We start from the raw sequence: 24,979 nt of genomic DNA, 5'->3' as shown, positions 1-24,979 counted from the left end.
CACTTATGGGCATCGCTCTATTGTTCCCTATAGGGAATCGTGATGTTAGTCAAAGGTTGCGCTTTTTCTGCCATTTTGTAACGACAGGTAAATATTTTAGTGAACGCTGACTCTCAGCGCCGCCGCTGTAGCAAAAGGCGTCAAGGTCGCACTGCCCGCCAGCATCGCGCCGAGGATCGCCAGATAGCCGCCAATCGGCATACTCATCGACGCGGCATCTATAGCGCCGGTGGCAAAAATCAGCACCGGAATATAGAGCGGCAGCACCAGCAGGCTGAGTAGTACCCCGCCTTTACGCAGCCCGACGGTCAGCGCCACACCAATCGCACCGATGAAACTCAGCGTCGGCGTGCCCAGCAGCAACGTCAGCGCCACTGCTTTCCAGGTGGCAAAATCCAGCGACAGCAGTAAGGCGATCACCGGCGACAGGAGCAGCAACGGTAAGCCGGTCACTACCCAGTGAGCGCATACTTTCCCCAGCACCGTGAGTGACAGCGGTGAAGGCAGTAACAGCAGTTGCTCCAGCGTGCCGTCAAGATAGTCATCACGGAATAATCTTTCCAGCGACAGCAGCGAGGCCAGCAGTGCCGCAACCCAAACAATACCGGGCGCAATGCGCGCCAGCAGTTGCGGTTCTGGCCCCAGCCCCAGCGGAAATAGCGTGATCACGATAATGAAAAACCACAGCGGGTTAATAATTTCCGCGTTGTTACGAAAGGCAATTTTCAGCTCACGACGCAGGATTTTAATAAACATGAGGCTCACTTGTCAGACGGAGTTTGCGCACGTTGCGGTTAATGCCCTGCAAGTCCTGATGCGTGGTCAGCAACACCATACCACCACGGCTGGCGTGCGCTTCAAACAGCGCAATCAGTGTCGCCACGCCCTGCTTGTCGATGGCGGTCAGCGGCTCATCAAGGATCCACAGCGGTGCGCGGGTCAGCCACAGACGCGCCAGCGCCACACGGCGCTGCTGCCCGGCGGACATTTGCGCCACCGTTACCTCTTCATAGCCCAGTAAACCGACATTTTCCAGCGCCTGATAAATAGCGTCGGCGTCGGTTTTACCCTCAATGGACAGATAGAAAGCCAGATTTTCATAAGCAGTCAGAACAGATTTAATTCCCGGCTGATGGCCCAGAAACAGTAATTGCTGGTGAAAAACATCACGCTGACGGTGGGTGTTTTCGCCCTGCCAGCGAACTTCGCCGGCGTCCGGCGACGACAGCCCGGCCAAGATCCGCAACAGGCTGGTTTTACCCGCCCCGTTCTGCCCTTCAACTTGCACCATTTCACCGGGTTTGATGGTGAAACTTAAGCCACTAAACAGGGTTCGCTCATCGCGAACACAACTGAGGTTAAGGGCTTCAAACATGGGCGCATCCCGTAAATTTCACAAGTGTGCATCATATCATAAGCATCCCGCGCGTCGCAGCCTGCGGTTCAGCGTTTACTCCCGCCAAATCCCTAAAAACCAGCATAAATGCGGGAATATGTTCCATTCGGTACGAAGATAAAAATCTTGTTACTTATTGGGCAGATGCAGACAGTTCCCGCAGCGTCTGCGTAGTGCGTCATCTATGCTTAAACGGCATCCTTTACGAGACCAGAGCGGGAACAGCTTATGAATCAGGAAAATAACCACACAACGTCCGGCGTTGATGTCGACAGCGAAGAACACGCGCAGGGAACGGAGATTGAAGTGGATGAGGAGAATCTGCCCTCACCCGCAGCGGCTATTCATGAGCAGATCCGCCTTGAAGGTGAGAAGGAGCTGGAGCGTGATGGGCTGGCGCTGATGTGGTCAGCAATTGCGGCGGGGCTGTCAATCAGCGCCTCATTAATGGTCAAAGGTATTCTGCACGCACGCCTACCCGACACGCCCGAGCGCTTCTTTATTGAGAATATCGGTTATACCGCAGGTTTTATCATTGTGATCATGGCCCGCCAGCAGCTGTTTACCGAAAATACCGTCACCGCCGTGCTGCCGGTGATGCATAAGCCTACGCTGAAAAACCATTTAATCCTGCTACGGCTATGGGGCGTGGTGCTGGCAGGCAACCTGATTGGCTGCGCCTGCGCGGCACTGGCGTTTCATCTGGTGCCCTTCTTTGATGCCGATACCGACGCTGCTTTCCGCGCCATCAGCTTAAAAATCATGGAGAAAGCCCCAACAGCCATGTTTGTCAGCGGCATTATTTCCGGCTGGCTGATTGCCACCATGGTCTGGATGCTGCCGTCGGCGGGTCCCGCAAAAATATGGGTGATCATGCTGATGACGTATCTGGTCGCCATCGCCGATCTGACTCACATTGTGGTCGGTTCGGTAGAGATCTTGTATCTGGTGTTCACAGGAGTTATCCCCTGGTACGAATTCGTCTGGCCGTTCGCGCTGCCGACGCTCGCCGGCAACATCATCGGCGGTACCTTTATTTTCGCGCTGATAAGCCACGCACAAATCCGCAACGATATGAGCAATCAGAACAAAGCCCAAAAGGCCAAGGCTAACAAGAAACAGAATGCAAACAAGTCGCCCGAAAGCAGCAATAAAGCGCAGTAACTGGCGACGAAACAACCAAACGACCGGCTAACATCTTATTATTGTGACAAAAACGGGTATACTACGCGGGCGGTTTCAACACCGTCCGTGTCTCCTTAGTTAAACGGATATAACAAGCCCCTCCTAAGGGCTAGTTACAGGTTCGATTCCTGTAGGGGACACCATTTCAATATCTACGAACGTCTACTCAAGTCCATTTTATTTCATAAATTCAGTAAGTTAACCCCATCTCTTTGTCCACTTAATTCCAATAGCTTTTATCAACATCCTGCTTGTTTTGTTGGTATCTATGTTGGTATGGTAAGTTCGATAATGCAGATACCATCAGCATGGGAGGTTCTCAATGGCACTTACTGAGGTAAAAGTCAGAAACGCTAAACCTGCTGAGAAGCCGGTAAAGCTGACTGATGGTAGTGGTATGCACCTTCTAATTCAGCCAAGCGGTTCGAAATATTGGCGTCTGCAATACCGTTTTTCAGGCAAACAAAAAATGTTGGCGTTAGGTGTTTATCCTGAAATTTCTCTTGCTACTGCACGCCTTAGAAGAGACGAAGCAAGAAAGCTAATCGCAAACAACATCGATCCTGGTGAGAAGCGAAAATCTGAAAAGATTGAAGAAAAAGGTTTGCACACATTCGAAACGGTAGCCAGAGATTGGCATTCGAGCAACAGAACATGGTCTGATAGTCACAGAACAACGGTGTTAAACAGCTTAATAACTCATCTGTTTCCAGTTATTGGTAAACGGAACATCACTGAACTCAAAACCCGTGATTTATTGCTTCCGCTAAAAAACGCTGAGAAAAGCGGGCATCTTGAAGTGGCTTCTCGTTTACAACAACGCATAACAGCTATAATGCGATATGCCGTCCATAACGCTTTGATTGACCAAAATCCCGCCTATGACCTTTCAGGTGCCGTAACAACACCTAAAAGCACTCATCGCCCTGCTCTCCCCTTCGAACGGCTTCCTGAGCTTCTAAGACGAATTGAAGCTTATAAAGGCAAAGGTATCACCCAAATTGCTGTTCAATTAACTCTGCTGACTTTTATCCGTTCAAGCGAATTGAGATTTGCGCGCTGGTCAGAAGTGAATTTCAAAAACGGCATATGGACGATTCCAGGAGAACGTCAAGAGTTGGATGGAGTTAAGTATTCTGGCAGAGGCTCGAAAATGAAAACGCCTCATTTGGTTCCATTGAGTAAACAAGCCAAAACCCTGCTCGAAAAACTTCATGACATCAGTGGTGATAAAGATCTTATGTTCATAGGTTTTAGTCGTGATGACAAACCAATCAGCGAAAACACTGTCAACAAGGCCCTGCGCACTATGGGCTACGATACTAAGACGGAAGTATGTGGACATGGTTTTCGAACCATGGCATGTAGTGCTCTAATTGAGTCTGGACAGTGGTCAAGAGATGCTGTTGAACGTCAAATGAGCCATCAAGAACGAAACTCCGTTCGAGCAGCATATATACACAAAGCAGAACATCTCGAAGAAAGGAAACTAATGCTCCAGTGGTGGGCTGACTACCTTGATGCATGTGAAGAAAGAGAACTGACTCCTTTTTCATTTTGTAACAAAGCTGGATTTTAGCGAACTTATGGGTACTCAAATTCACCGATGAATAGGGTTCTTGTTAAAGCATGCATTTGTTTAAGAGCGCTATGAATGCAGAGCTTTCCTTGTTTTTGTCTGAATTATCATTAACTTTATCAATTACTTAGCTTGCTAATACAGGATAAGGTGTGGGCATTCTTTTACACAAAAAAATGCCCACACCTTGCGACTTAACCAATGTCCAAATTTCAATTCACCTAAAAGCTACACAAAACCCATCTAGGCGCCTTTTCATTTCAAACCATCATTAGATAACAATCCCTATATCTATTGTTCGAGAGCAAAATTTTTTAAAAAAAGATGTTAAAAAAAGTTCAACAACTCAAAATAGATCAACTTTTAACCATGATGAATTAATAAAGTTGCATCAAGGCAATATAATGATAAATAAAATTCAGGAAGCTCATAAGGTTAATGTTGTTCAATACTTGAGGATGTCAACTGAACATCAAATCTTCACAGTTGAAAACTATGCTGAGTTCATCTCCTAATATGCGCAAAGTCACAATATGAAAACCCTAGGAACATATGATGACCGGGACGATAGTCCCATATCAGAAGACGGTAGGGATAGTTTTAACAAGCTGATCCAAGATGTCGTAACTCATACCATAAAAATAGCGGCTGTCTTGGTATATGATGTTAGTCGCTTTGGCAGATTTCAAGATAATCATGAGGCTGGTAATTATAGTTTTTTACTTAACTTACATGGTTTTAAAGTGATTTTCTGTGCTGTGAACTTACTAGATGAATCGTCAGAAATTCAAATATTAACTTTGCAGACGCTAAGGTATGAAGCACGAACCTTTCATTAAAAGTGTTTGCTGGTCAATTTCTACTTCTATAAAAGCGATATCTCGTGAACCTAACCTGATAGGTTGTGGAAATCGATTATCAGAAATTAATCGATAACCCATGATCTCTTATATCCCGTTCTCGATAGCACTTCTGGAAGTCTAATGAATCATGTTCTTGGTGTGTTCATACTGCTCTCCTCATTTCGGTTTCGACGAGAGCAATTGTAACGGGATAGGAAAAATTCAGTTAGCGTGGCTCGTAACAACAGAGCCGCAGAGGGCTGGATCAGTTAGAATCAATAAGTTTCATGACTTCTGAAACTCTCATGTTTTTTAGGAGAAGATTTCGATTAATGAAAAAGTTTAACTGACGTATAAAATCAATGGTTGCAGCCTTCCTAGAGAGGTGTCTGTCAGCATCTTTAATATGGTAATTCAGCCAGATAACGGCTTCATCGTCTTCGTCTGTATCTAAAAGCCTTGAAAGCCTGTCGTCAGAGACTCGGAGAACATACCTTTTTGCCCACAACAGCATGTCGATCATCACAATGAGACGATAAGAGATAATCTTCTTGTAACCAAAGCGTACTGCGCCTTGACTCGTTAGCTTCTAGACCTTTTACCCGCCTCCATTGCGGAAGTTCTGATTTAATTGATTCTGTGATTTCGTTGTCGATTCCTATCGCAAAGTCTATCTCCAACAAAACATTCTTCTCACATATTGGAGACATTACCGTCGAAACGTAGGCCTCAAGGTGAGGAAGATTAACGGTAAACTCATCGCTACCCTTCTCCCAAGAAATGAGATTTACTTTCAGGACCGTAATGCTAAGTTGCGCCAGCCTGGTAATGTCTGTAATGAGGACGTGGGGGGATTTTGGAAAGTTTGATCATCGTCCAAGTAGTTCAATTGCTCAGCCTTGAACAGCAAGGGCTTACTACGAAAAATCTGCCCCATGTTTCCAGCAAGACCTCGCTTTTCTTCTTTGGTTGGCCACGGCTTGAAGAGTAAAGTCCTCGCCCAATGTTCGTGATACAAGATATTCAAAGAAATGTCTTCAAATTTTCGGTAATTATGGATATTCAGCCATGCTTTGACTTCTTTCGTATTTTCTATTGACTAGTTTTTTATAAGTTTTTCTTTACTATTAATCTTGTATGGATCTAATATTGAACTCTAAAATTCCCATCTGGAATTAGCAACTCTCAACTTATCTCATTTCTCACTAACAAGGATTTTAGTATGTTAAAACTTCCTGAAAAAGCTTTTAATATTGCAATATTGCTACTTATATTTTGCTCTGCTTTCCTTGCAGTGATTGCATATTTATTTAACTCTAACCCCTTGGGTTATTTATTGATTTTTTTACCATTGATTTTCTCCTTGCTAATTACATGGTGTACATACGTTCGATATAGTAAATCTTTGAAGGCAATAGTCGATTTTATTATTTACATACCTGCTTCGATTGCTGCTTCTTTATTTTTGTTGAGGATTGCATTAGATATTCCAAATTTAACTTTCGTCAGTCTTTTTAGTTCTTACGCTGTTGCATTTTATGCATATTTTCTAGCAATAGCTGTAGCCACTAAATGTTGCGTGGCTTTTTGCGATGCAGTATTTTCATATGCGTCTGAAAAGTAATAAATAAGCATTTAATTCGGCCTGAATATATTAATTTACTTTCGGGCTTTTCCTTCAAAAGAATGATTACAAATAAAAATAATTGCTGGGAAGTATGCAGCAGAAAAAGCCACTACAAAAGAAAAAAAGCCCCCCCAGAATCCGCTAACATTTATTGTTCCTAGATTAAGAAAGTAAACTGCAGATATTATATTCATAGTAATAAAAATTGCCAATGTGATTTTTTTCATAAAACCATCTCCTTTTTATTTTAATATATCCATCATGTTATTATTTTGTCAAATTTATTTGAAATTTGTATATTCCTTTAGAGAAATATTTATTTAAATGGTGAAATTCATTTAAGATCATTGCTTTAGTCACTTAACAACCATCTTCATTGGTTCTCAACATAATATCAGACATAATTACCCGATATATTTTTAAAATTATTCCTTTAAGCTATATTCGGTGACATTGATAAAGAGGTAAGTAGACTTCTATATTACTTTTGAGGGCCGTACAGTAAATAATTAAAGCTTTTCAATTCTGTTTGATAGTTAAATAAATACATAAGCCATTCAATTTTTCGCTTTGATGGGGAGTAAGTAGGCCCTCATCAAAGCAGGAGAAACGGAGAAGTTTGGAGATGGGCGCAGCTTGTATTTGAAAGTCCCACCAAAAGGTAAGTCATATTGGATGCTTCGATACACAATCAGCTCTAAGAGACGAGAAATCACCTAAGGTAAGGCCCCGCATCTATCTCTGTCCGAGGCACGTAATCACGCTGAAGATACCTGAAGAAAAGTTGCCACCGGAGATGACCCTATTGCTGAGCGGAAACTTAAATGGACTAAGCTACTCACCACGGTAGATGGATTGTTTGAAGACTGGAACAAAGATCTCGTTAAACGGTTGAAGCATCCCCAAATCCCAGAAAGGATATAAAAATGATATTGCTCCAACGATTGGTCAACTTTCTTTGGCAAAGATAACTCACATTGATGTCCGGTCCATTCTGCAAAAAATTACAGATAGTGGAAGACCAACCATTTCAAATGATGCTCTGCTCTACATTAAGCAACTCTTCGACCATGCAATCAAACTAGGATTATTGTTAAACAATCCAGCTTCTGCGTTTAAGGTCAATGATGCAGGTGGAATCGAAAAAAGTAGAGAAAGAGCATTGGGCTTAGAAGAGATTACTCAGGTGTTTAAAGTTTTCAGAGAACACTCTGACAGCTTCTCTCGTGATAACTACCTTGCCGGTGCCCTACTACTGCTCCTTGCTGTTCGCAAAAGCGAGCTAACAGAAGCTCCTTGGACAGAATTCGATTTGGAAAATCAAACATGGAATTTACCAAAAGAGAGAAGTAAATCAGGTGTAGGCATCATAATTCCGCTGCCACCACTTGCGATTGAGATGTTGAAAGAGCTTAAGGTTAGAGCTTTTAGTTCTGATTATGTCTTTCCGAATTGCAGATCCAGTGAGAATCAACATATGGGAAAAGATACCCTCAACAGAGCTATAGCGAAGCTATTTGATATCGAGCCTGGCAGGAAAAAGCAACAGCCAAACGTTATGGGCGATATTGCATATTTTACAGTTCATGATCTGAGAAGAACGACTCGGAGCTTTGCTTCACTGTCAGTTCCTCCACATGTGGCAGAAAGGTGTTTGAACCATAAACTCAAAGGTGTTGAAGGGATTTATGACAGATACGACTACTTTGAGGAAAGAAAGGATGCGTTTGAATCATTATCAGCATTACTGGGACACATAATCTTATGAATTCCATTAAAGCGTCATAAAATTAAAATTTGGCATCTATATTTTTTACAAAAACATATCTGTAATAGAAAATAATTTTTTTTAAAAATTTACTTAGTGTAATGGTCATGAATAAACGCTATCCAAAAAAAATAGATAAGGGAGGCTAATGCACGTCAATAATTAGTGAAAAATCCATTAAATAAAGCAAAAATAATAATTCTTATAAAATAATTACATTAAAACTACCACTGAATAAATCCTTGGATACCCTTAAGAAGAATCTCTAATGCCACCACCAAATAAAAGGTGGCGGCATAGCATAAATAATATAAAGGCATTAAGTTATTTACATATTTTGTACTTAATAAACTCAGCCACAAACCTTGCTGACAGGACACATGCGGGGGCATGGAAAGAATCATCTTTTAGTTTATCGCCTAAGTCAACAACTGACTTTACCCCAAAATATTCTGGTTTAGATTGTGATTGATAGGCAGCCTCATATAAAGAATACATTTCCATTTCAATTGCTTTCAGTTTACGATGTTGGTTACCTACTTCTTTCATTTTCGCATCATCTGCAATCACTGCAGAACCAGATGATAATGGTCCCAACAAGATATTAGAAGTTGATAGCTCACTTTGGTATAAATTCCTTTTAATCCTTTCCACTACATCTTGATGATCAATGAAGTGACTTATTTCAGTTCTTATTTCGCTTGTTAAAGAAACTTGGTATGGTTCTTGAACAAATTTTTTATCTTTATATTTTCCAGTCTGATACTCCCAACAAGTATCACCAATTACCAAGTCTAAGTAATTTGTTTCACCCTTAATGCCAGCGCAAATACCACTCATCGCTACAATTTTTGGTTGAAAAAGTTCAATGGCTTTAGCGGCAGTTATTGCCATATTTACCAAGCCCATCCTTGGGGGTAATAAGCACAATCCTTTATGCTCTTGAATGCTTACTTCTAAGCAATCCAGGCCTTTGATTATTTTCTTTTCACCGATCTGAGCTAAAGTCTGAGTATAGGCATCTCGTTCTTTACTTAAAGCACAAAATATTAAGAAATCAAACCTAGCTTTATCGCTAATTTTAGTAATTTTCTGCCTTAAGCTATCCTTCCATGAATCACTGCTTTCAGTGTAATGGACTACTGTAACCCCCATCACATTGAAAGATTCAATATTTTCGATATCTTCAAGTTCATATTTTGTTATCGCAATAGCTTCGGTTTGATAATTATCACTATGGTTAAACTCGCCTAAAATATCTTCAGAAACATCTATCGATTCTTGATCGTTATCTCTAAGGGGGAGGAAGATATCAAATATTATTAAATCAAATTTTTCAGATAATAATTTTCTCCTTGCACTGGTAAGACTAATAGCATTCTCTATTCTTTTCTGGTCATTTGTGGAAACACTATTAATAATTTTGGTTAAATTATCGCGCTTACTAACTTCATCTTCAATCAATAAAATATTCATAATGCCCCTATAAATTCTTTCAATTTACCGTGCCAGTCGTTAATGTCGTTATCATATAGCGACACACTCACACTACTGAAACCATATAGATTCTCAAGCTCTGCCCCAGCTTTATCTATTGAATAATAATCATCTTCTATTTCAATCTCTTCGTATTGAGTTAATATTAACACAGGTATATTTTCTTTGTTTCTATAACTCAACTCCAAAAGAATCTCGACCCCTCCAGCAGGCATTGGTATAGGGCTTCCTTCACCAATCTTTGCTGCATGACTTGGAAGTGACATATCCAGAATTATTTTATCAGGATTGTTTGACTTAACATACTTTACCGCTGCATGAACATTATCACACCTTTCGATTAAAATGTCGTCTCTCGTCAAATTGATTATTTGAATAATTTTAGAGTACTTAAAAAAATCATCTTCTACGATTAATATATTCATAAACTAATAATCCATCAGGAAGTCAAAAGAGATGGTAAGAGTTAAATCTCCAAAGCAATAGTCTAAATTCTTTATTAAATTATCATCCTCCATTCTTGTAAGTTTTTTTAGACCACTTTTCTCATCAATGTCATTTGCATCTTCATTATTTTCAACAAGTTTCCTTTCAATTTCGATTTTTTTAAAACTAAAATCCTCTCCATCCTTAAACTCTGACTGAACTGATATATTTAGAGCCTTAACTTTGGTATCAAATCTAATTTCCAAGGATAAATTACCATCACTTTTACCATGCCTTGCAGCATTATGTATTATTAAATACAGAGCATCGTAAATTGCAAAATATTTACCACCGCTAATTTCATACTGGTCATCACAGACCCTCACTAGAGGTTCATAATCATTAAGTAATCCTTTGACTTCAGAGACAACTGCTTTGAAAAGAAGAACTATGTCCGTAGTAGGAGATACTATTGAAGGTTTGTTGAACCAAGAAGATATAGTTCTAAACTTTTCAGCAGATACTGAATTTATATTAGATGCAAAATCCTGATAATCTCTCTTCAGTGACCCGGTAAAATTATGGTTTACAATGTTAAAAACCCCATACTTAGACTTATACTCCATCAACAACTTTCTAATATCTGATAAATCCTCCTCAATAAATCGCCAGCAATACTCAACTATAATATAAGGTATATGTGCGCCACTGGGATCTTTTAAATATGAGTTTAGCAAGTCTCTTAAGAGATGATCAGCCATTAATATTTTTGACTTAGAGAGCAACTCAGTTTTAAGAAAACCATTGGGCTTATTTTTGCTATAGATATGTAGGTACCCATTTTTTAACTCATCTAACATTTGTGTATAGTTTCTTATCCATGAGTTATAATTTTCACTAAACATTCTGTTAGTTTTTAACAAGTTAAATTTGGGTAAATTTTGAATATCATTAATATCCTTCAGCCCAGTTCCTTTAAATGTTCCATGTCTTATTCTTCTTCCCAAATATGAAGCAACTCCGAACAAATTATTGACACAAAACTCTTCGTAGCAACTTAAAATTTCTGATGCAATACAATCTATTACAGTAAGGCCTGATTTAGCTTTGGGCCAATTAGCTTTGAAATTAGAAGCTTCGACCGAATTACTAACGTCGAGCATTTCTAAATAATTCAATATTTGATTAATTTTATTGTCATTTAACCACTGAATATATTTTGTTGTATCTACATAGATCCTGGAGTCATCGATCGTGCCTTTTTCTTTACTTATTTTTATATCAGTCCTGAGGTTTTTCGCTTTTTCAATATAATGTTGGTCATTCTTGATCACACCAAACCACTGAAGGATTTCTGCCCTATTGTTAATAGCATCAATCGGCCTTTCAGTTAAATCGAATAGCTTACTTAAGAAGTTTTCATCACAAAGATTTATAAAGTGCTCAGTTACCGCAGGAGATACTTCATAAAAGTGAACTATCATGGCTATGATATCTGAATTAAAATTCCCAACAATAACTTCTTGAAGGTTTGCTCTGAGAACATGCTCTGCCTTCCTTGTTTTATGCTTTATGAATAATAATGATGAAATTATTAAAGAAATATCAGAGTTATTGCTTGTTTTAAGTATTCTAGTAAGGATTCTTTCTGGACAAATCTCACCAACATCATGAGTATAAGTCATTATCTTAATGAACGCTTCTTCCGAGCCTGAAATATCGCCTTCTTTTTTTTCCAAAAGATAAATTAATGCAGTTGTATTTTCCAGGTGACCTGAGGTATCTTTATTATACTTTTCAAAATTTATCACATAATTATCTATAGATTTTAACCTCAAATCATCAAAACTTGAAACCTCACCAAAATATTCATTAATTAGCCTTTGTTGTAAAGGAGGCCTTTGAAAATATCCAGCCTCATCTTTCCGATAGAAAGCCTCGTGAATTAATCTATATTTAAAAACCCACTCAAGCTCTCCTAAAAGAAAAGCTCCCCTGTAAAAAGACTGGTCAACATATTCATCTTCGCTTACTTCCTTTGACTTATTTACAGGATAATATTCTGACCACTTTTCAAACTCAACTCTTAACTCTTCAAAATTTTCACGACATAATAATGTAAAAGGCAGCTTAATCCTTTCACAGTTTAAAATGTAAATTATTGAATCCAAGAGTGAAAATGAGAAGAATGCATTTAGAGTAGAAAAATAACATTCACTATCAGCAGGGAAAGGATCTAAGAAACTTCTGATTATCCAGTCAGCATAATATTCACTTTTATCATATTTGATTTTCCCATAAAAATTAAAGTACTCATCTTTAGACAAGGATATCCATTTTATTGCATCATCTATTTTTTTTACTCGTGAAACCTGTATTTTCTTTAACGCTTCTTCTAATCCTTTCTTTATACCCCCCTCTTCTTGATTAAGAGATTTAGTTTTTATTAAATAAATTAATTTTAATAAAACAATAGAAACACCATGACCATCTATTATCTCATTGATCAACAGCAAAGAATTTTCATAATCTTCTTGGTAGACACTTCTATATAGACAGCCATACTTCTCGAACACTAACTTTAACTTTCCTGAATTCATTTCAATATTATGAAAAATCTCATCGAGTGAACCAATTTCTTCTTGGTCATTTACAAGAAGACATTTATCTATAAAGTATCTTGAATAATTGTTAAACCTAAAAAGCTCATTACCTCTTATTACACTTACGCATTCTTTATACTGATTTTTGTTGCATACACCTTTGACTTTATTAAGAGCCTTAGTTACATCACCTTTATTATCATTATTCAAAATACCTCTGATAATATTCCTTGCACTAATATTAGAAATATTTGAGATTGAGTAGTTTAAATCTTTGTTACCAGCGGATGAGAACACACAATCAAGCATAGAGCTATCCTTAGATCCAAGAAAAGAGTATTAGAAAAGTCTCATTATAACTTAATTGGATTTATCTTTTTAAGCAAGGGCTAACTTATCGAAGCTACGCTTCACTAAGTTACCTTGCTTTTCTGCCCTTTGGTTGAAAAGAAAAACAACCTAACTTTTTGGATAATCACACTGCTCCCGCACAGCTCCGCTTGAAAAAATCTAAGACAGAACAATAATAATTCTCTAAATAAAGTTAGACATAAGATGCAACACCTGCCGCAAATGTGATTTCGATCACATTCTTCGCAACTAATGCTAAATCCTATTGATGTTATAATAAAAAGATATCCAAAGAATATTATTTCCCCTTCGCAAGGAGTCATTAGTGGGTGAAGAACGCAGGAACATCAATAATAATACGCATATAGTTTTATATGATGAGGTGAGTGGTCTTTGCCCAAAATGCTCTAAACCTTTGATGGTTCAGAATGGCAAACGAAAAATAAAGATCTATGAAGTAGCACACATATATCCTTTTTCTCCTCGTAAAGGTGAAAAAGAATTACTAAAAAACGAGCCACTTCTTTGTGATGATGTTGATAGCGAAGATAATTTAATTGCCTTATGTAGAGACTGTCATAAGTTGTTCGACAACCCAAGAACGATTGAGGGTTATCGGGAAATATGCGCTATCAAAAAGCAGTTAAGGCAAGCTGCACAAATCAAAAACAGGCAATATGATTTTAAGATTGAAGAAGATATAAAAGAGATAATTGATAAGCTATCAACACTTGAGCCAAGTGAAGACTCACAATTATCATACAAGGCAATGAGAGTTGATGACAAAATTAATTCAGAATCTGGCCCTGCTTTTAAAATAAAGATCAAGGCTCAAGTTACTTATTTTTACTCTGAAATAAAAAAACTATTCCAGCAACTAGATCAACGTATCCCAAACACTTCAGAAATAATATTCAATGAAGTTAAAACATACTACCTAACTTTAAAAAGAGATAATTTATCTCAATCTGAGATATACGATCATTTAATTAATTGGATAAAAATAAACACTAAAGAAACTAATAGTGTAGCTGCGGAAGTATTGGTTTGTTTTTTTATCCAGAATTGCGAGGTTTACTCATGATTACACCAAGTAAATCTATCTCAATCCAAGATTCAATATTATATAAGATGACAATCATCTTAGAGACTGACTTTAACGAAATTAATATTACTGATTTATACAAAAAAACATTAAGCAATTTTTCATCTCTGGACGAGTTTGTTTACTCACTTGATTTTTTGTTCATTTTAGAGAAAATCATGTTAAACCCAGCCAATGGGACGGTAATAAAATGCTAAAGAATATATACTGTGAAAAACTAATTAGAAAAGAATTAATTTTCAAAAAAGGTTTAAATACTATATTGGGCCCTAAGAATGGTGCCAACTCCATCGGTAAATCATCAGTTTTAATGTTAATTGATTTTGTTTTTGGTGGGGATGATTTTATAACCTTATGCAAAGATGTTATTTCGCAAGTTGGCCATCTAAATATCGACTTCACTTTTGAATTTGACGGGAAATCATATAATTTCACAAGAAAAACAGAAACTCATAGTAGTGTGTTTTTTAAACTCAATGAAGAAAAGATTGAGTGGTCAATTGTAGATTTTAGAACTTTCTTGGCTCAGAAATATGGATTTTCATCAAACGACCCTTCATTAAGAGACTTAATCTCAAGATTTTCCAGAATTTGGGGAAAAGATAATTACAATCCTAATAAACCTCTTTTGCGCTTTACAGGTGAGGGATATGCTTCAATCAAAGAGTTCCTCATAAAATCCTTCGACTATTATAATTTAATTGAAGAAATTGAAAAAAAGAAAGCCGAAAATGAAGTAAAAAGAAAAAATATTGATATTGCGTTCAAGCAAGGTTTTGTCAAAAAAGTAAATTTAAAAGAATATAGGCAAGCAAAACAAGATCTAAATGTTATCGACAATAAAATTGATATCATAAAAAAAGATTTAGATCTTTTCGCAGCCAACATAAAAGCTATTCTTGACGAAAAAAGCCTAACGTTAGCTGTCGAGAAGGATAAATATCTAAAACAAAAAAACTCTCTCGCAAGTAAATTATTTAGGATTGAAGAAAATATTTCCGATACCAAGCCTATTCCCAAAAGATATTTTAGCAAAGTTGTCGATTTCTTCCCAACTGTTAACATTGAAAAGCTAAATGAGGTTGAAGGTTTCCATTCATCAATTTCAAAAATATTAAGTGATGAGTTGAAAAAAGAAAAAGAACGTCTTATGTACCAATTAAAAGAGATCGATATGGGAATTAGTTTGATTGATCTCAAAATTAAAGAAATAGCAGCATCAGTAGATAGACCGGACGAGATTATTGATGAAGTATTGTCTTTATCTATAAAGAAAAAAGAAGTCGAAGATACTGTTAACTACAGAGAACGCCAGGATGATATCAAGGAAGCCTCTACAGCTATAAAAGTAGAACTGAAAGAAAAAACTGAAGAAATCCTGTCAAAAATCTCAAACTTATTAAATGAAAACCTCAAACTCTTTAACACTAAATTCTATGGTCCAGATAGAATACCTCCCCAGATAATTCTCAGTGATACTAATTATCTTTTCGAACATCATTCTGATTCGGGGACAGGTAAATCTTATGCAAATATGCTGGCATTGGATGTGAGTTTTTTACATACAACAAAATTACCTATAGCCATTGAGGATTCGATTATTTTCAAAAATGTTGAAGTCGCAGCTATAGAAAAGATAGTTAACACATTAAATACTATTGATAAACAAGTTTTTATATCACTAGATCAACTAAATATTTATAGTGAAAATACAAGGTCAATTTTGCGACAAGCAAGTTTTATGAGGATAAGTAGAAAATATCCCGCATTTAAATTCTCATGGAATATTGAATCCAAAAACAAATAATCATTTAGAATGGCTACTAGATATTGAGAACGGTGGCCATTTTATATAATTCCCTCCATTATGAAATCACCACATTGACATTTCTCAAGAATGAAATATAAATATTAGAGAGCATATGGAATATGCTCATATATATAAATTATAAGATATGAAAGGAGTTCATATGGATAACATTTCCAGCCACATTAGCAGGGCTAATATATCAGAAAACCTTCTTAGAATATATTGTGTCAGTGTAAGGCTTAATAAAGATGAATTGCAGCTACTCAATGCAAGGCGTGGTGAAAAAAGCAAAGGCGAATGTTTACGTATGGCTTTCCTTAAGAAATTACCACCTGTTATACCTGAAATCAATACAGAGGCTTGGAAAGCCATATCTGATATATCTCAAAAACTAAATCGTATCGCTACCCATATAGATAGTAAAAGCAAAGACAGCAAGCTTACCCATACAGAATTTTTCGCTGTTAAGCGAGAGTTGAGAGAGCTTCGCCAGAAACTCATCAATGCAGACATATGGAGTAAACCCGATGAAGGGAATGCAGAAGATACGCAGAGGTAAGGGCTTCACTGGCGTAGTCCTATACGCATTAAAAGCGGGAATCCACCATAGAAGCGATCCAACCGTCATTGGCGGGAACCTGCTGAACGACTCTGCACTTGAACTGATCACAGAGTTCGATATAAGCAAAAAACTTCGTCCGGAAGTAGAAAAACCCGTTTGGCACAACTCGCTTCGCCTACCCACCGGTGAATCGCTGTCAAATGAACAATGGGTTATGTTCGCAGATGATTACATGAAGAGAATGGGGTTCAATGATACTCACCTACGCTGCTATGTCCTACATGATGACTCAGCAGGCCAACACATACACATTATCGCCAGCAGAATCGATATGGTCGGGGGCAAACTTTACTTGGGTAGGAACGAAAATCTCATCAGCACTCGTATCATTCATGAGTTAGAACGCGACCATGAGCTGACTAAAACTAGAGGACCAGAAAGCAATTCACCTTTTGCGTCTTTAAAGTTAAAGCCAAAAAGCAAAAAATCACGTAACGAAGAACAAATGGAGCAAAGAACTGGCGGGAAGTGTTCGAAAGCTATAATCCAAGAAGCGATTGATGAGATCACCGCAACGCCGCTGTCTTACCAGGAATTCATTGATGCTCTATTGGTAAAGGGCATAACGACCAAGGTGAATATAGCTTCAACCGGAAAAATGAATGGCTTCTCCTTTGAATACGCAGGAATTGCGTTGAAAGCATCTCAACTTGGAAAACAATACGGTTGGAAGAACCTTCAACTGCGATTAAAACATTCTCTTGGGAGTGATATACCAGCGCAGAAGCTTTGCAGTGATGTTGCCTCCCCACTCCTTTTCCCCGCCACTGACGTTGACCTTGCCATTGAAATTAACGCTGGTGCTGGTGCTGGTGCTGGTGCTGGTGCTGGTGCTGGTGCTGGTGCTGGTGCTGGTGCTGGTGCTGGTGCTGGTGAGTATGAAGAACACATAGAGATTCCGAAACGAAGCTTAATCGTCCTATCGATTCGTTGGTTAGAAGCCATTCCGTATGTGGACTCAATCCTTGCTGTTTTGAAAAAGCTAAAAATCTTCATCCTCAAACGCCCTAAGCCTCACACAAAAATCAATAGCGCTAAAATAATCGATTTAAATTTTTCCCCTTCTAGCCCCCCAATAGATGTTCTTGAAAACACGAAATCTCGCTTAAAAATCTAACCTAATATCCATCTTGACCAGCAATGACGCGGTTTCTAAGCACCCCAATCGATCGTTTTTACCGATCTATAATGCCAAACATGATAGACACAAACTATCAATTGATATTTATCGATCGGTACAAGTGATTTGCTATGAATCAAAAAACAGTCAAAATATCATTTTACGCATAGTCTCTAACAGACTGATTTGACTAGTCTATTTACCCATTCTTAATCATAGGTTCAACAATGACTGATTCCATTTCATTTTTATCCCCATGCTGCTTCATATACCGAATATGAACTTAACTATCGGAACATTAAGGAATCTGTATGAGCATCTTCACTATGAGGCGTTTTTGGATCGCTGTATCTCTTCCCGCACTCATTGCATTACTCATTGGTAAAAACTGGTTAATCCTCACTGGTGTAGTTTGGTTACCACTGAGTTTAGCTTTGCTGTTATGGGCATTTTTCACTTATAGAAGCAACAAGAAAGAAGCTGAAGCAGCAAAAGCTAATTTGCAAAATCATCAGAAACTGCAAATTAATACGCCAAACTTTGATCTTTTTGGTCAAAAATACACTTTTGTAGAAACCTACTCTGGCCAAGTAATCGATACTAATTCGCAAAATCAGAGTGTCTGGGTAAAAACAAATACGGGGGATGAGAAACAGCTTAAAAAACATGGAGTTCCATTCAGAATTTCTCACCGCCTTTGTATTTACGATCTCTTGCAGCAAAATGAAGATGGAACACGTAGATCATTTAGTGATGCACTTATTATTAACCAAAGCACTGGGGAATATGAAGTAACATTAGGAAGGAAAACAATTTCAATTCCAGCGCTTCTTACTATTGTTACTCCTAAAACATCTACAACTTCATATTCATTTGCTATGGATGTTCCTTCCACCTTCTCTCTAGGATTCTATTGCTTATGCGGTATTGCGTTTATCTCATTCGTAACAGTACTTAGCGGCTTTAGAGATGGATATGTTTGGCAAGACCATCAATATGCTTGGGTAACTTACCTATCATCAAGAATTGGCAGCTATATCTATATCAAATGGATGAAACTAAGAAGCAATAGATTTGACAGGGAAATTGAAATCCTTATTTCGTCACTAACAATTACAAAATAGAAATCTATAAGGAAGTTTAAAATTGAAAAAAATTCTTACTACGGCATTAGTTTTAGTGACGCTTTCTGGATGCACATCAGTAGGTAACCAGTCGTTGAAAAATGAAACACAAGACAGCGTAAAATCTAAACTTGTTCAAGGAAAAACAACAAAACAAGATGTCTTAGCATCATTTGGCGAGCCTGATAACCGTTCAACAAGTGATGGTGAAGAACAATGGTCTTATACTATGTATAACAGCCAAGCAAAGAGCACTGCATTCATTCCAGTAGTCGGATTTTTAATCGGCGGTGCAAACACGCAGACCAAATCACTAATGATAACGTTCAAAAAAGAAAAAGTTATTTCTTACAGTTTCAGTGCCGGAGCTAATAACGTTAAAACAGGTATTTTTAAGTAGTTCTATTTGATATTTAATGCCAGCATCAGGGAAAGCAAAACCCATAGAAAATACTATGGGTTTTTATTATTGGCATTTAAGACTAGCTATTTATTCATGGACTTGTTGATTCCATCTTTCTTTGAGAGCAAAGTCATTCCTATAGTGTTTTTTTCGTACTTTCTTTTTTCATTTAGGAATATTTGCTCTGTATAATTTTGATTATTAATGATGAAGTTCGTCAGTAAATCACACATTCTCTTGATTCGCTGAGAATCGACAAATCTACTTTTCACCTTACATTTATAACAAAAATATGACGTAAGAAGAAAAGTTAAAACCATATCTCGATTCGATAGTTGGATTTTATTTATTTCACTTTGAAATTTTATATAAAAACCTGAACAAAAAAGATATGATTGCTCCACTAAAACATTCTCTGGCAGTTCGGAATTAATCAACTTGTTGATAAACTTATCAAATAATATTAAGAACCTTTCCATTGTATTTATATTTTCTTTTTTCATAATTTGCATCCTTGCATTTTACTCTTGTCATCCTGACAATATACTAATAGCATTATAGATTATAAAATCAATAGCTATGTAAGAATTTTTTACATTCTTGTATTTAGCTTACAAGCTAATTATATTTAGGAGGCATGGGTTCTTCTAATTGGTGTTCTTTCAATCCATATTTATACGAGTTATAGTGCCATCTTGTAAACTGCTCTTTATATCTAATATTTTGCTCCTCTAACAATTTAATATGTATTGCCATGTTTTTTATTGTCTGGGCAGCAATGGTTAGATTTGCAGGTTTCTTTAGTGGTATTGCAATTTCTTTTATTAAACTCTTTTTCAACAAATATTCATCAACAATATCTTTATGTTTGTTCAAAGACTGACGTGTTGGTTTTTTTCCAATATGCGACTCCACTGCTTCACATAGTGATTCCCACGTTAATTTCCCTTCCCACTGGTGGATAACGCTTTTTATTTTTATAATATTTGCCTTTGTTAAATGTTTTGCCATAGATACTCCTGTTAATTAAATATTTTCATGTTAATTATCAAAAACTTTACCCTCTAAAGTAGATAAGACTTTCTCGTGGTGTAAAGCCCACTTATCTGCCCCATAAAAACCATCATAGATTGCCTGCTGAGCCAATTTGTATAAAGAGCGAATACTGATGATACTTTTTTCAAGTTGTTTTTGACTGTTCTCGTTATAACCAGCCCATCCGTAGTCCAGGGTTTCGGTAAGCTCACGGCATGGGGGGATCACATAGTTGTGAATGCAGTAACCATTAGCTATTGAATGAATCGCGCCATGTTCTGGTTCATCAAAAGTATTCGAATTTTTAGCAGCAACCAACTCGTTTGCATCTTGATTGCAATAACGATTACTTCCCAGTTTTAGCACTTCCATTTTCTCAAGCATCTCTTCTTGAGATACATGGTTATAAGCTCTGTTCTGTATAACGTTGACTCTTCCTGACCATTTTGCAATATCCATCTCTGACAGCTCACCATGATGCGCTAGAGTATTTAGTAAGTGTCTTGGTTGATGAGAACGTAGATATAATGCTTCCCCCGAATCATCCACATAACCATATCGTGCAAAGATGTTTTTCATTGCCTTTCCTGACTTCTTTGGTTTCTCAATATCTTGATAAAAGGCAGCATAAGTTGGTTTGTACAGTGTGTAGCAGGCTGTTTTTTTCAACTCATGACACTGATGTAAATTCAACAGGCATAGTGCATTGCTGTATCGGACCGACTTTTCCTTGTCGAACCATGGGAAATCCGCAGGGAATGAATCTGTTATCATTTTCCAGAGTGACCTCAGGGTGTAGAACCCCTCGGTAGGGTTAAGAAATGATATGCCTCCATCTATACTCGTGCGCTTTAGCCTTTGAATACATTGCATCTTATCATCAAGCGAATAGCCAAGCGCATGGCATACTTGCGTAACATCAAGTGGCTCATCTTCATCAACTGCGGGGCAAAGCTCGTGTCTGTAAAATTTATCAGAATCAGATTCAAAACAACTGGCAAAAGAACGTGCATTAGCAGACAGGCTTAGCAACCTACTAATGGCTTTTTTTGCAACAGGTATCATTACATCAGGAATCCACTTGATATTGGCTCCAAACCCTTTAGCGGAGTAGAATCGAAGCCCGTAGCGTTCCACACCATTTTTATCTTTTCTGACGATCTCACAGTCAGCACTAAGTGATAAAATCTCAGAAATACGACTTGGTGAACACATCAATAGAGCAAAAACAGATGCGGTAAAAAGATCACGATTACTCAGTTCATCATCTTTTCTTGAAAAAATTTCTGCAATAGAAAACAGAGCGTGTTCGTCAGGTAACTTATTCTTCCTATCTATATTTTCAATCTCTGGAAGATAGTTGTTTTTTATATTAGGTATTACTGGATTAGTCCAACTTAGAAACCCACACTTCACGAGATGATATTCTGATAAAAAATTAGCTAATCTTTCAAGCTCAGCAGCACATTTATATAGAACATTATTTGCATAATACCTACTTGCTATCTGAATAGCCTCATCTAAAACAATTACAGAGGTATTATATACAAAAGCATTCTGGCAAACCTGTAGAAGTGCTTTTTCTAAACATCTTAAAGCCATCATTGCTCCACCCACATTTTTAACCGGATTTAGAGCTTGGTGATAGCGAATATAGCTTTTGGAAAAATCGATATAATCGCCACTCAATGAATCTTCTCTCTTAAAGGCACCTTTTAATCCGTCTAACTTTCTAAATATAGCAACATTTTTCCAAACAGATGATTCCCATTTTAGATCGGCTCCAAAAATAGTTAGTTTATCGCGACAAAAATTAATAAAGTCATGGCAATTTCTTTCCGAACTAAAATCTGAATTGGATTTGAATACAACAACATTACTCATACGCAACCTCCATACCTTCATTCTTTTTTCCAAATGCTCTAAAATGAATACAACTATGACATGGTATTGGCGAAATATCAGGGCATGTTGAACAGTCCTCAAATTTTCTACTACTCTTCACTTTTCCTAGAAAAACATCAGCAATGAAAGATAACTTAGCTGATACGGCCTGATTTATTCTCACTGCACCGTCTGCCAAGTTTTCAACATACACTCCTGCGCTGGCAGTCGAGGAATGATCTAATAGTTCAGCTATAATTCTCACATCACACCCATCACGGGCGAGCTTTGTTCCAATCGTATAACGTAATCTGCGAGCATTTATTTTTATTTTTTCACCAGTTCTTTCAGATAATACAGCCTCTGTTTGAATGACTTTTTTCAGAGCGCTATCAACGACACTTTTGGAGACGTGCAGTTTGTCAGAGGTCAATAACTCTAAAATATCACCGCCTTTAATTATGCGTTCGCAATCAGACTTTTTCAGAAAGATAGGGACTTCATTTCTTTCTACTGTATTTAGCTCTCTGACAACTAGTGTCTCAATCATGTTAACTGAATGATTTACTTGTTCAATTAGAATACCAAATAAAAAATCATTGATTTTCAAATTTCTAAATACCTGTCTGAATTTAAGGCCCTGCTTGATTCTAGGAAAGTTGATGGAGAAGGATGCTTCACCATTGCAGGAGATCCCTTTGATCATGTCTTTATGCTTTAGTGATGTTATTTGTTGTGGCCTTCGTCCGGTAAAACTTGCCAATAATGCCAAAGAACATTCTTGTAATGTAATCTTTTCATTACTATAAGACTTATAGATAGCTTTATTCAAAAACTTATGCTCATTATCCGTTAAAGCTCCTTTTTCAGGATTTTCTTGTTTTACGACATCACCGGGTTCTTTAACCTTTATACGCATTGATTTTAAAATAATTAAGACTTTCTCATCAACACCATAATACCCCAATGAGCACCATGTAGTGAAAAAATTTCTCAGTACAGTTAAATAGTTTTTTTTCTCTTTAGGCAAACCACCTCTGTAGTTCAAAATATTTGGCTCATCTATATAATCGACAATATTTTCTTCAAAAAAATGTCTCAAGATTTTGTTAATATGTTTCACATAAGCAGGACTATATTTACAAGCATAAAAAGCAAGTGTTCTTAGGTAACCTTCTTTTAACTTAATGCTGAGTGAAGAAGTTACTGCAGCAACATTAACTATGTAATCTCTGCTCAACACCCATTTGTTATTATTAATTTTGAAATGATACCCGGTTATTTTTGCTTTGAAGTTTTCATCATATTTTTTTAATTGTACGTTATTCATCTCGTAATCTCCCCATTAAATCGTTTTGATATGCTAAAGACGTTTTATGTGATTGTTCAATAATATGCCTTTGGTTATATATTTTTGCTGTTTCTGTACCAGGCCTCCATCCCATCAGATAAGACCTGATTTGTTCTTCTTTCTCTTCCGAAAAACGTTGTTTCATATTGTCCAGTTTCACTGAAAATTCATAATTCCATGTATGCCTCAATTTATGCCCCGTCAACTCCATTAATGCAGGTGACTGTTTACTAATGGTATCAATAATTTTGTGATATGCAGAAAATGACAATCCTTCCCCCTGTGAATATCCTTTCTTATATGTTACGAAAAGGAATTCATTACCTTTAGATTTTTTGATGTTTTTTCTATCTGATACAATGTAATCGAACAACTCGCTCATCAATAATTCATCGACACGAAAAACTCTTTCACATGTTTTAACCAGAGGCTGATTAATTCTTTTATCCGTCTTGTCATCATGTCTTCTTTTTATAGCAATAGTTGAATTTTGAAAATTAATATCGCTAATCCTAAGATTCAACAATTCACCAGCTCTTAGACCTAGACTAAAAATCAATAAAACAATCAGCCTATTTCTTTTTTGTACTTGATTAGAAAACGGGTTTAAATCAGAACCTACTTTAATAATTGAGAACAAACAGTCTATCTGTTCCTTGCTTAATGCCTTATCTGGGAACTGGTTCTTATATCTATCTGCGTTCGCTGGCCTTTTCATTTTCAAATCCTTAATAAATACCTCTACATTGCTTCTAGTTTCATTGTTATATGAATGAGTTAAATTAATTTTACACAACCATTCCAAATAATCACAAATTACAGTCAACCTAAAATATTTTGTTGGCCCTTTAACGTAATTAATCTCATGCAAATATTTTGTTTTTTTATTTTTGAAATTTTTCGATGTAAAATCCACAAGAGCATCAATTTCATTAACCCTTAAAAATTCCATTCTATTAATCCTTTCCTTGATATAAATCTTTTGATTTAAAAAAAAACGATAAAGCAATGCTAGACTCCCTGCAACAGCCTCCATAGTATTGATTGAACACGATCGATTTCTAACTTGTGTTGTTATATACAGATTGGGGTCATATAGAGGTTCCCCAGTATCTTTATAAATAACATGGCAATATCTTTCACCACTTTCAAAAATAAATGAGTTAACAATAATATTATTCATTTCTACCTCTTAAAAATTTACATTAATGTATAGGTGTAAAATAGTAATAAACTATAGAGTTATATTTT

24 protein-coding genes, 1 tRNA gene and 2 pseudogenes are annotated in these 24,979 nt (G+C 37.0%); 14 read left to right on the top strand and 13 right to left on the bottom strand.

What is annotated here, in order from left to right; translation table 11 throughout:
• Positions 1–96: 96 nt before the first annotated feature.
• Together ccmB and ccmA are read right to left on the bottom strand one after the other, a co-directional pair.
• Positions 97–756 carry a heme exporter protein CcmB gene (gene ccmB / locus ACZRKO_RS02630; RefSeq protein ID WP_463735705.1) on the bottom strand — a complete coding sequence of 220 codons (660 nt, stop codon included), beginning with the start codon at positions 754–756 and terminating at the stop codon, positions 97–99.
• Entirely contained in the window at positions 746–1,375 is a 630-nt protein-coding gene (ccmA, locus tag ACZRKO_RS02625; protein WP_463735704.1) for a cytochrome c biogenesis heme-transporting ATPase CcmA, read from the bottom strand. Before ccmA ends, ccmB begins: the two co-directional genes overlap by 11 nt.
• A gap of 249 nt (positions 1,376–1,624) precedes the next feature.
• Between ccmA and ACZRKO_RS02620 the strand changes: the two genes are divergently transcribed.
• The 4 genes and pseudogenes from ACZRKO_RS02620 to ACZRKO_RS02605 all read left to right on the top strand — a co-directional run.
• The gene (locus ACZRKO_RS02620; RefSeq protein ID WP_463735703.1) at positions 1,625–2,560 is read left to right on the top strand and encodes a formate/nitrite transporter family protein; all 936 of its coding nucleotides are present in this window, start codon (positions 1,625–1,627) and stop codon (positions 2,558–2,560) included.
• An 89-nt stretch (positions 2,561–2,649) separates the two neighbouring features.
• Positions 2,650–2,724, top strand: a tRNA-Arg gene (locus ACZRKO_RS02615).
• A gap of 179 nt (positions 2,725–2,903) precedes the next feature.
• A complete protein-coding gene (locus ACZRKO_RS02610) occupies positions 2,904–4,160 on the top strand; it encodes a tyrosine-type recombinase/integrase (protein WP_463735702.1) in 1,257 nt (418 codons plus the stop codon).
• A 527-nt stretch (positions 4,161–4,687) separates the two neighbouring features.
• Positions 4,688–4,999: pseudogene (locus ACZRKO_RS02605) on the top strand (recombinase family protein); the annotation flags it as partial.
• Here the strand turns inward: ACZRKO_RS02605 and ACZRKO_RS02600 are convergent.
• Together ACZRKO_RS02600 and ACZRKO_RS02595 are read right to left on the bottom strand one after the other, a co-directional pair.
• The gene (locus tag ACZRKO_RS02600) at positions 4,970–5,101 is read right to left on the bottom strand and encodes an AlpA family phage regulatory protein (RefSeq protein ID WP_463735701.1); all 132 of its coding nucleotides are present in this window, start codon (positions 5,099–5,101) and stop codon (positions 4,970–4,972) included. The pseudogene ACZRKO_RS02605 and the gene ACZRKO_RS02600 sit on opposite strands and share 30 nt — an antisense overlap.
• 166 nt (positions 5,102–5,267) lie before the next feature.
• A pseudogene (locus ACZRKO_RS02595) lies at positions 5,268–6,098 on the bottom strand (DUF6387 family protein).
• Positions 6,099–6,224: 126 nt separating this feature from the next.
• Here ACZRKO_RS02595 and ACZRKO_RS02590 point away from each other — a divergent pair.
• Positions 6,225–6,626 (top strand): hypothetical protein, encoded by a 402-nt coding sequence (locus tag ACZRKO_RS02590; RefSeq protein WP_463735700.1) that lies wholly within the window; start codon positions 6,225–6,227, stop codon positions 6,624–6,626.
• Positions 6,627–6,661: 35 nt separating this feature from the next.
• On the opposite strand, the gene ACZRKO_RS02585 is transcribed toward ACZRKO_RS02590, so the two are convergent.
• The gene (locus tag ACZRKO_RS02585; RefSeq protein ID WP_463735699.1) at positions 6,662–6,856 is read right to left on the bottom strand and encodes a hypothetical protein; all 195 of its coding nucleotides are present in this window, start codon (positions 6,854–6,856) and stop codon (positions 6,662–6,664) included.
• 409 nt (positions 6,857–7,265) lie between these two features.
• Between ACZRKO_RS02585 and ACZRKO_RS02580 the strand changes: the two genes are divergently transcribed.
• Together ACZRKO_RS02580 and ACZRKO_RS02575 are read left to right on the top strand one after the other, a co-directional pair.
• Entirely contained in the window at positions 7,266–7,349 is an 84-nt protein-coding gene (locus ACZRKO_RS02580; protein WP_463737449.1) for a hypothetical protein, read from the top strand.
• Between the two features lie 238 nt (positions 7,350–7,587).
• The gene (locus ACZRKO_RS02575; RefSeq protein ID WP_463735698.1) at positions 7,588–8,397 is read left to right on the top strand and encodes a tyrosine-type recombinase/integrase; all 810 of its coding nucleotides are present in this window, start codon (positions 7,588–7,590) and stop codon (positions 8,395–8,397) included.
• A 324-nt stretch (positions 8,398–8,721) separates the two neighbouring features.
• On the opposite strand, the gene ACZRKO_RS02570 is transcribed toward ACZRKO_RS02575, so the two are convergent.
• Genes ACZRKO_RS02570 through ACZRKO_RS02560 form a run of 3 tightly spaced genes read right to left on the bottom strand, consistent with a single transcriptional unit; the run spans position 8,722 to position 13,232 of the window.
• Positions 8,722–9,873, bottom strand: coding sequence for a phosphorylase family protein (locus ACZRKO_RS02570; RefSeq protein WP_463735697.1), 1,152 nt, complete (start codon positions 9,871–9,873; stop codon positions 8,722–8,724).
• Positions 9,870–10,319, bottom strand: coding sequence for a response regulator (locus tag ACZRKO_RS02565; RefSeq protein WP_463735696.1), 450 nt, complete (start codon positions 10,317–10,319; stop codon positions 9,870–9,872). The genes ACZRKO_RS02570 and ACZRKO_RS02565 overlap by 4 nt, the downstream gene beginning before the upstream one ends.
• 3 nt (positions 10,320–10,322) lie before the next feature.
• A complete protein-coding gene (locus tag ACZRKO_RS02560) occupies positions 10,323–13,232 on the bottom strand; it encodes a hypothetical protein (RefSeq protein ID WP_463735695.1) in 2,910 nt (969 codons plus the stop codon).
• Between the two features lie 367 nt (positions 13,233–13,599).
• Here ACZRKO_RS02560 and ACZRKO_RS02555 point away from each other — a divergent pair, with 367 nt between their 5' ends.
• From ACZRKO_RS02555 to bamE, 7 genes are all read left to right on the top strand, one after another.
• The gene (locus ACZRKO_RS02555; protein WP_463735694.1) at positions 13,600–14,358 is read left to right on the top strand and encodes an ABC-three component system protein; all 759 of its coding nucleotides are present in this window, start codon (positions 13,600–13,602) and stop codon (positions 14,356–14,358) included.
• Entirely contained in the window at positions 14,355–14,576 is a 222-nt protein-coding gene (locus ACZRKO_RS02550) for an ABC-three component system middle component 7 (RefSeq protein ID WP_463735693.1), read from the top strand. Before ACZRKO_RS02555 ends, ACZRKO_RS02550 begins: the two co-directional genes overlap by 4 nt.
• Positions 14,570–16,186 (top strand): hypothetical protein, encoded by a 1,617-nt coding sequence (locus ACZRKO_RS02545; protein ID WP_463735692.1) that lies wholly within the window; start codon positions 14,570–14,572, stop codon positions 16,184–16,186. Before ACZRKO_RS02550 ends, ACZRKO_RS02545 begins: the two co-directional genes overlap by 7 nt.
• A gap of 163 nt (positions 16,187–16,349) precedes the next feature.
• On the top strand, positions 16,350–16,748 hold the full coding sequence (locus ACZRKO_RS02540; protein WP_463735691.1) for a hypothetical protein: 399 nt from the start codon (positions 16,350–16,352) through the stop codon (positions 16,746–16,748).
• Positions 16,717–17,928, top strand: a complete 1,212-nt coding sequence (locus ACZRKO_RS02535; protein WP_463735690.1) for a relaxase/mobilization nuclease domain-containing protein — start codon at positions 16,717–16,719, stop codon at positions 17,926–17,928. The genes ACZRKO_RS02540 and ACZRKO_RS02535 overlap by 32 nt, the downstream gene beginning before the upstream one ends.
• A gap of 314 nt (positions 17,929–18,242) precedes the next feature.
• On the top strand, positions 18,243–19,055 hold the full coding sequence (locus ACZRKO_RS02530) for a hypothetical protein (protein WP_463735689.1): 813 nt from the start codon (positions 18,243–18,245) through the stop codon (positions 19,053–19,055).
• Positions 19,056–19,149: 94 nt separating this feature from the next.
• The gene (bamE, locus tag ACZRKO_RS02525; protein WP_463737448.1) at positions 19,150–19,455 is read left to right on the top strand and encodes an outer membrane protein assembly factor BamE domain-containing protein; all 306 of its coding nucleotides are present in this window, start codon (positions 19,150–19,152) and stop codon (positions 19,453–19,455) included.
• An 86-nt stretch (positions 19,456–19,541) separates the two neighbouring features.
• Here bamE and ACZRKO_RS02520 read toward each other — a convergent pair whose 3' ends face one another.
• The 5 genes from ACZRKO_RS02520 to ACZRKO_RS02500 form a co-directional block, all read right to left on the bottom strand.
• Positions 19,542–19,961, bottom strand: a complete 420-nt coding sequence (locus tag ACZRKO_RS02520) for a hypothetical protein (protein WP_463735688.1) — start codon at positions 19,959–19,961, stop codon at positions 19,542–19,544.
• Between the two features lie 115 nt (positions 19,962–20,076).
• On the bottom strand, positions 20,077–20,469 hold the full coding sequence (locus tag ACZRKO_RS02515; RefSeq protein WP_463735687.1) for a hypothetical protein: 393 nt from the start codon (positions 20,467–20,469) through the stop codon (positions 20,077–20,079).
• A 30-nt stretch (positions 20,470–20,499) separates the two neighbouring features.
• Complete coding sequence (locus ACZRKO_RS02510; RefSeq protein ID WP_463735686.1) at positions 20,500–22,377, bottom strand: DNA-binding protein; 1,878 nt, start codon at positions 22,375–22,377, stop codon at positions 20,500–20,502.
• Positions 22,370–23,707, bottom strand: coding sequence for a site-specific integrase (locus ACZRKO_RS02505; RefSeq protein WP_463735685.1), 1,338 nt, complete (start codon positions 23,705–23,707; stop codon positions 22,370–22,372). The genes ACZRKO_RS02510 and ACZRKO_RS02505 overlap by 8 nt, the downstream gene beginning before the upstream one ends.
• Positions 23,700–24,911, bottom strand: a complete 1,212-nt coding sequence (locus ACZRKO_RS02500; RefSeq protein ID WP_463735684.1) for a tyrosine-type recombinase/integrase — start codon at positions 24,909–24,911, stop codon at positions 23,700–23,702. Before ACZRKO_RS02500 ends, ACZRKO_RS02505 begins: the two co-directional genes overlap by 8 nt.
• Positions 24,912–24,979 lie beyond the last annotated feature (68 nt).

Source organism: Ewingella sp. C233 (assembly GCF_055407225.1).
The sequence above is the reverse complement of the archived record's forward strand: the minus strand, read 5'-3'. Positions and strand labels throughout refer to the sequence as shown.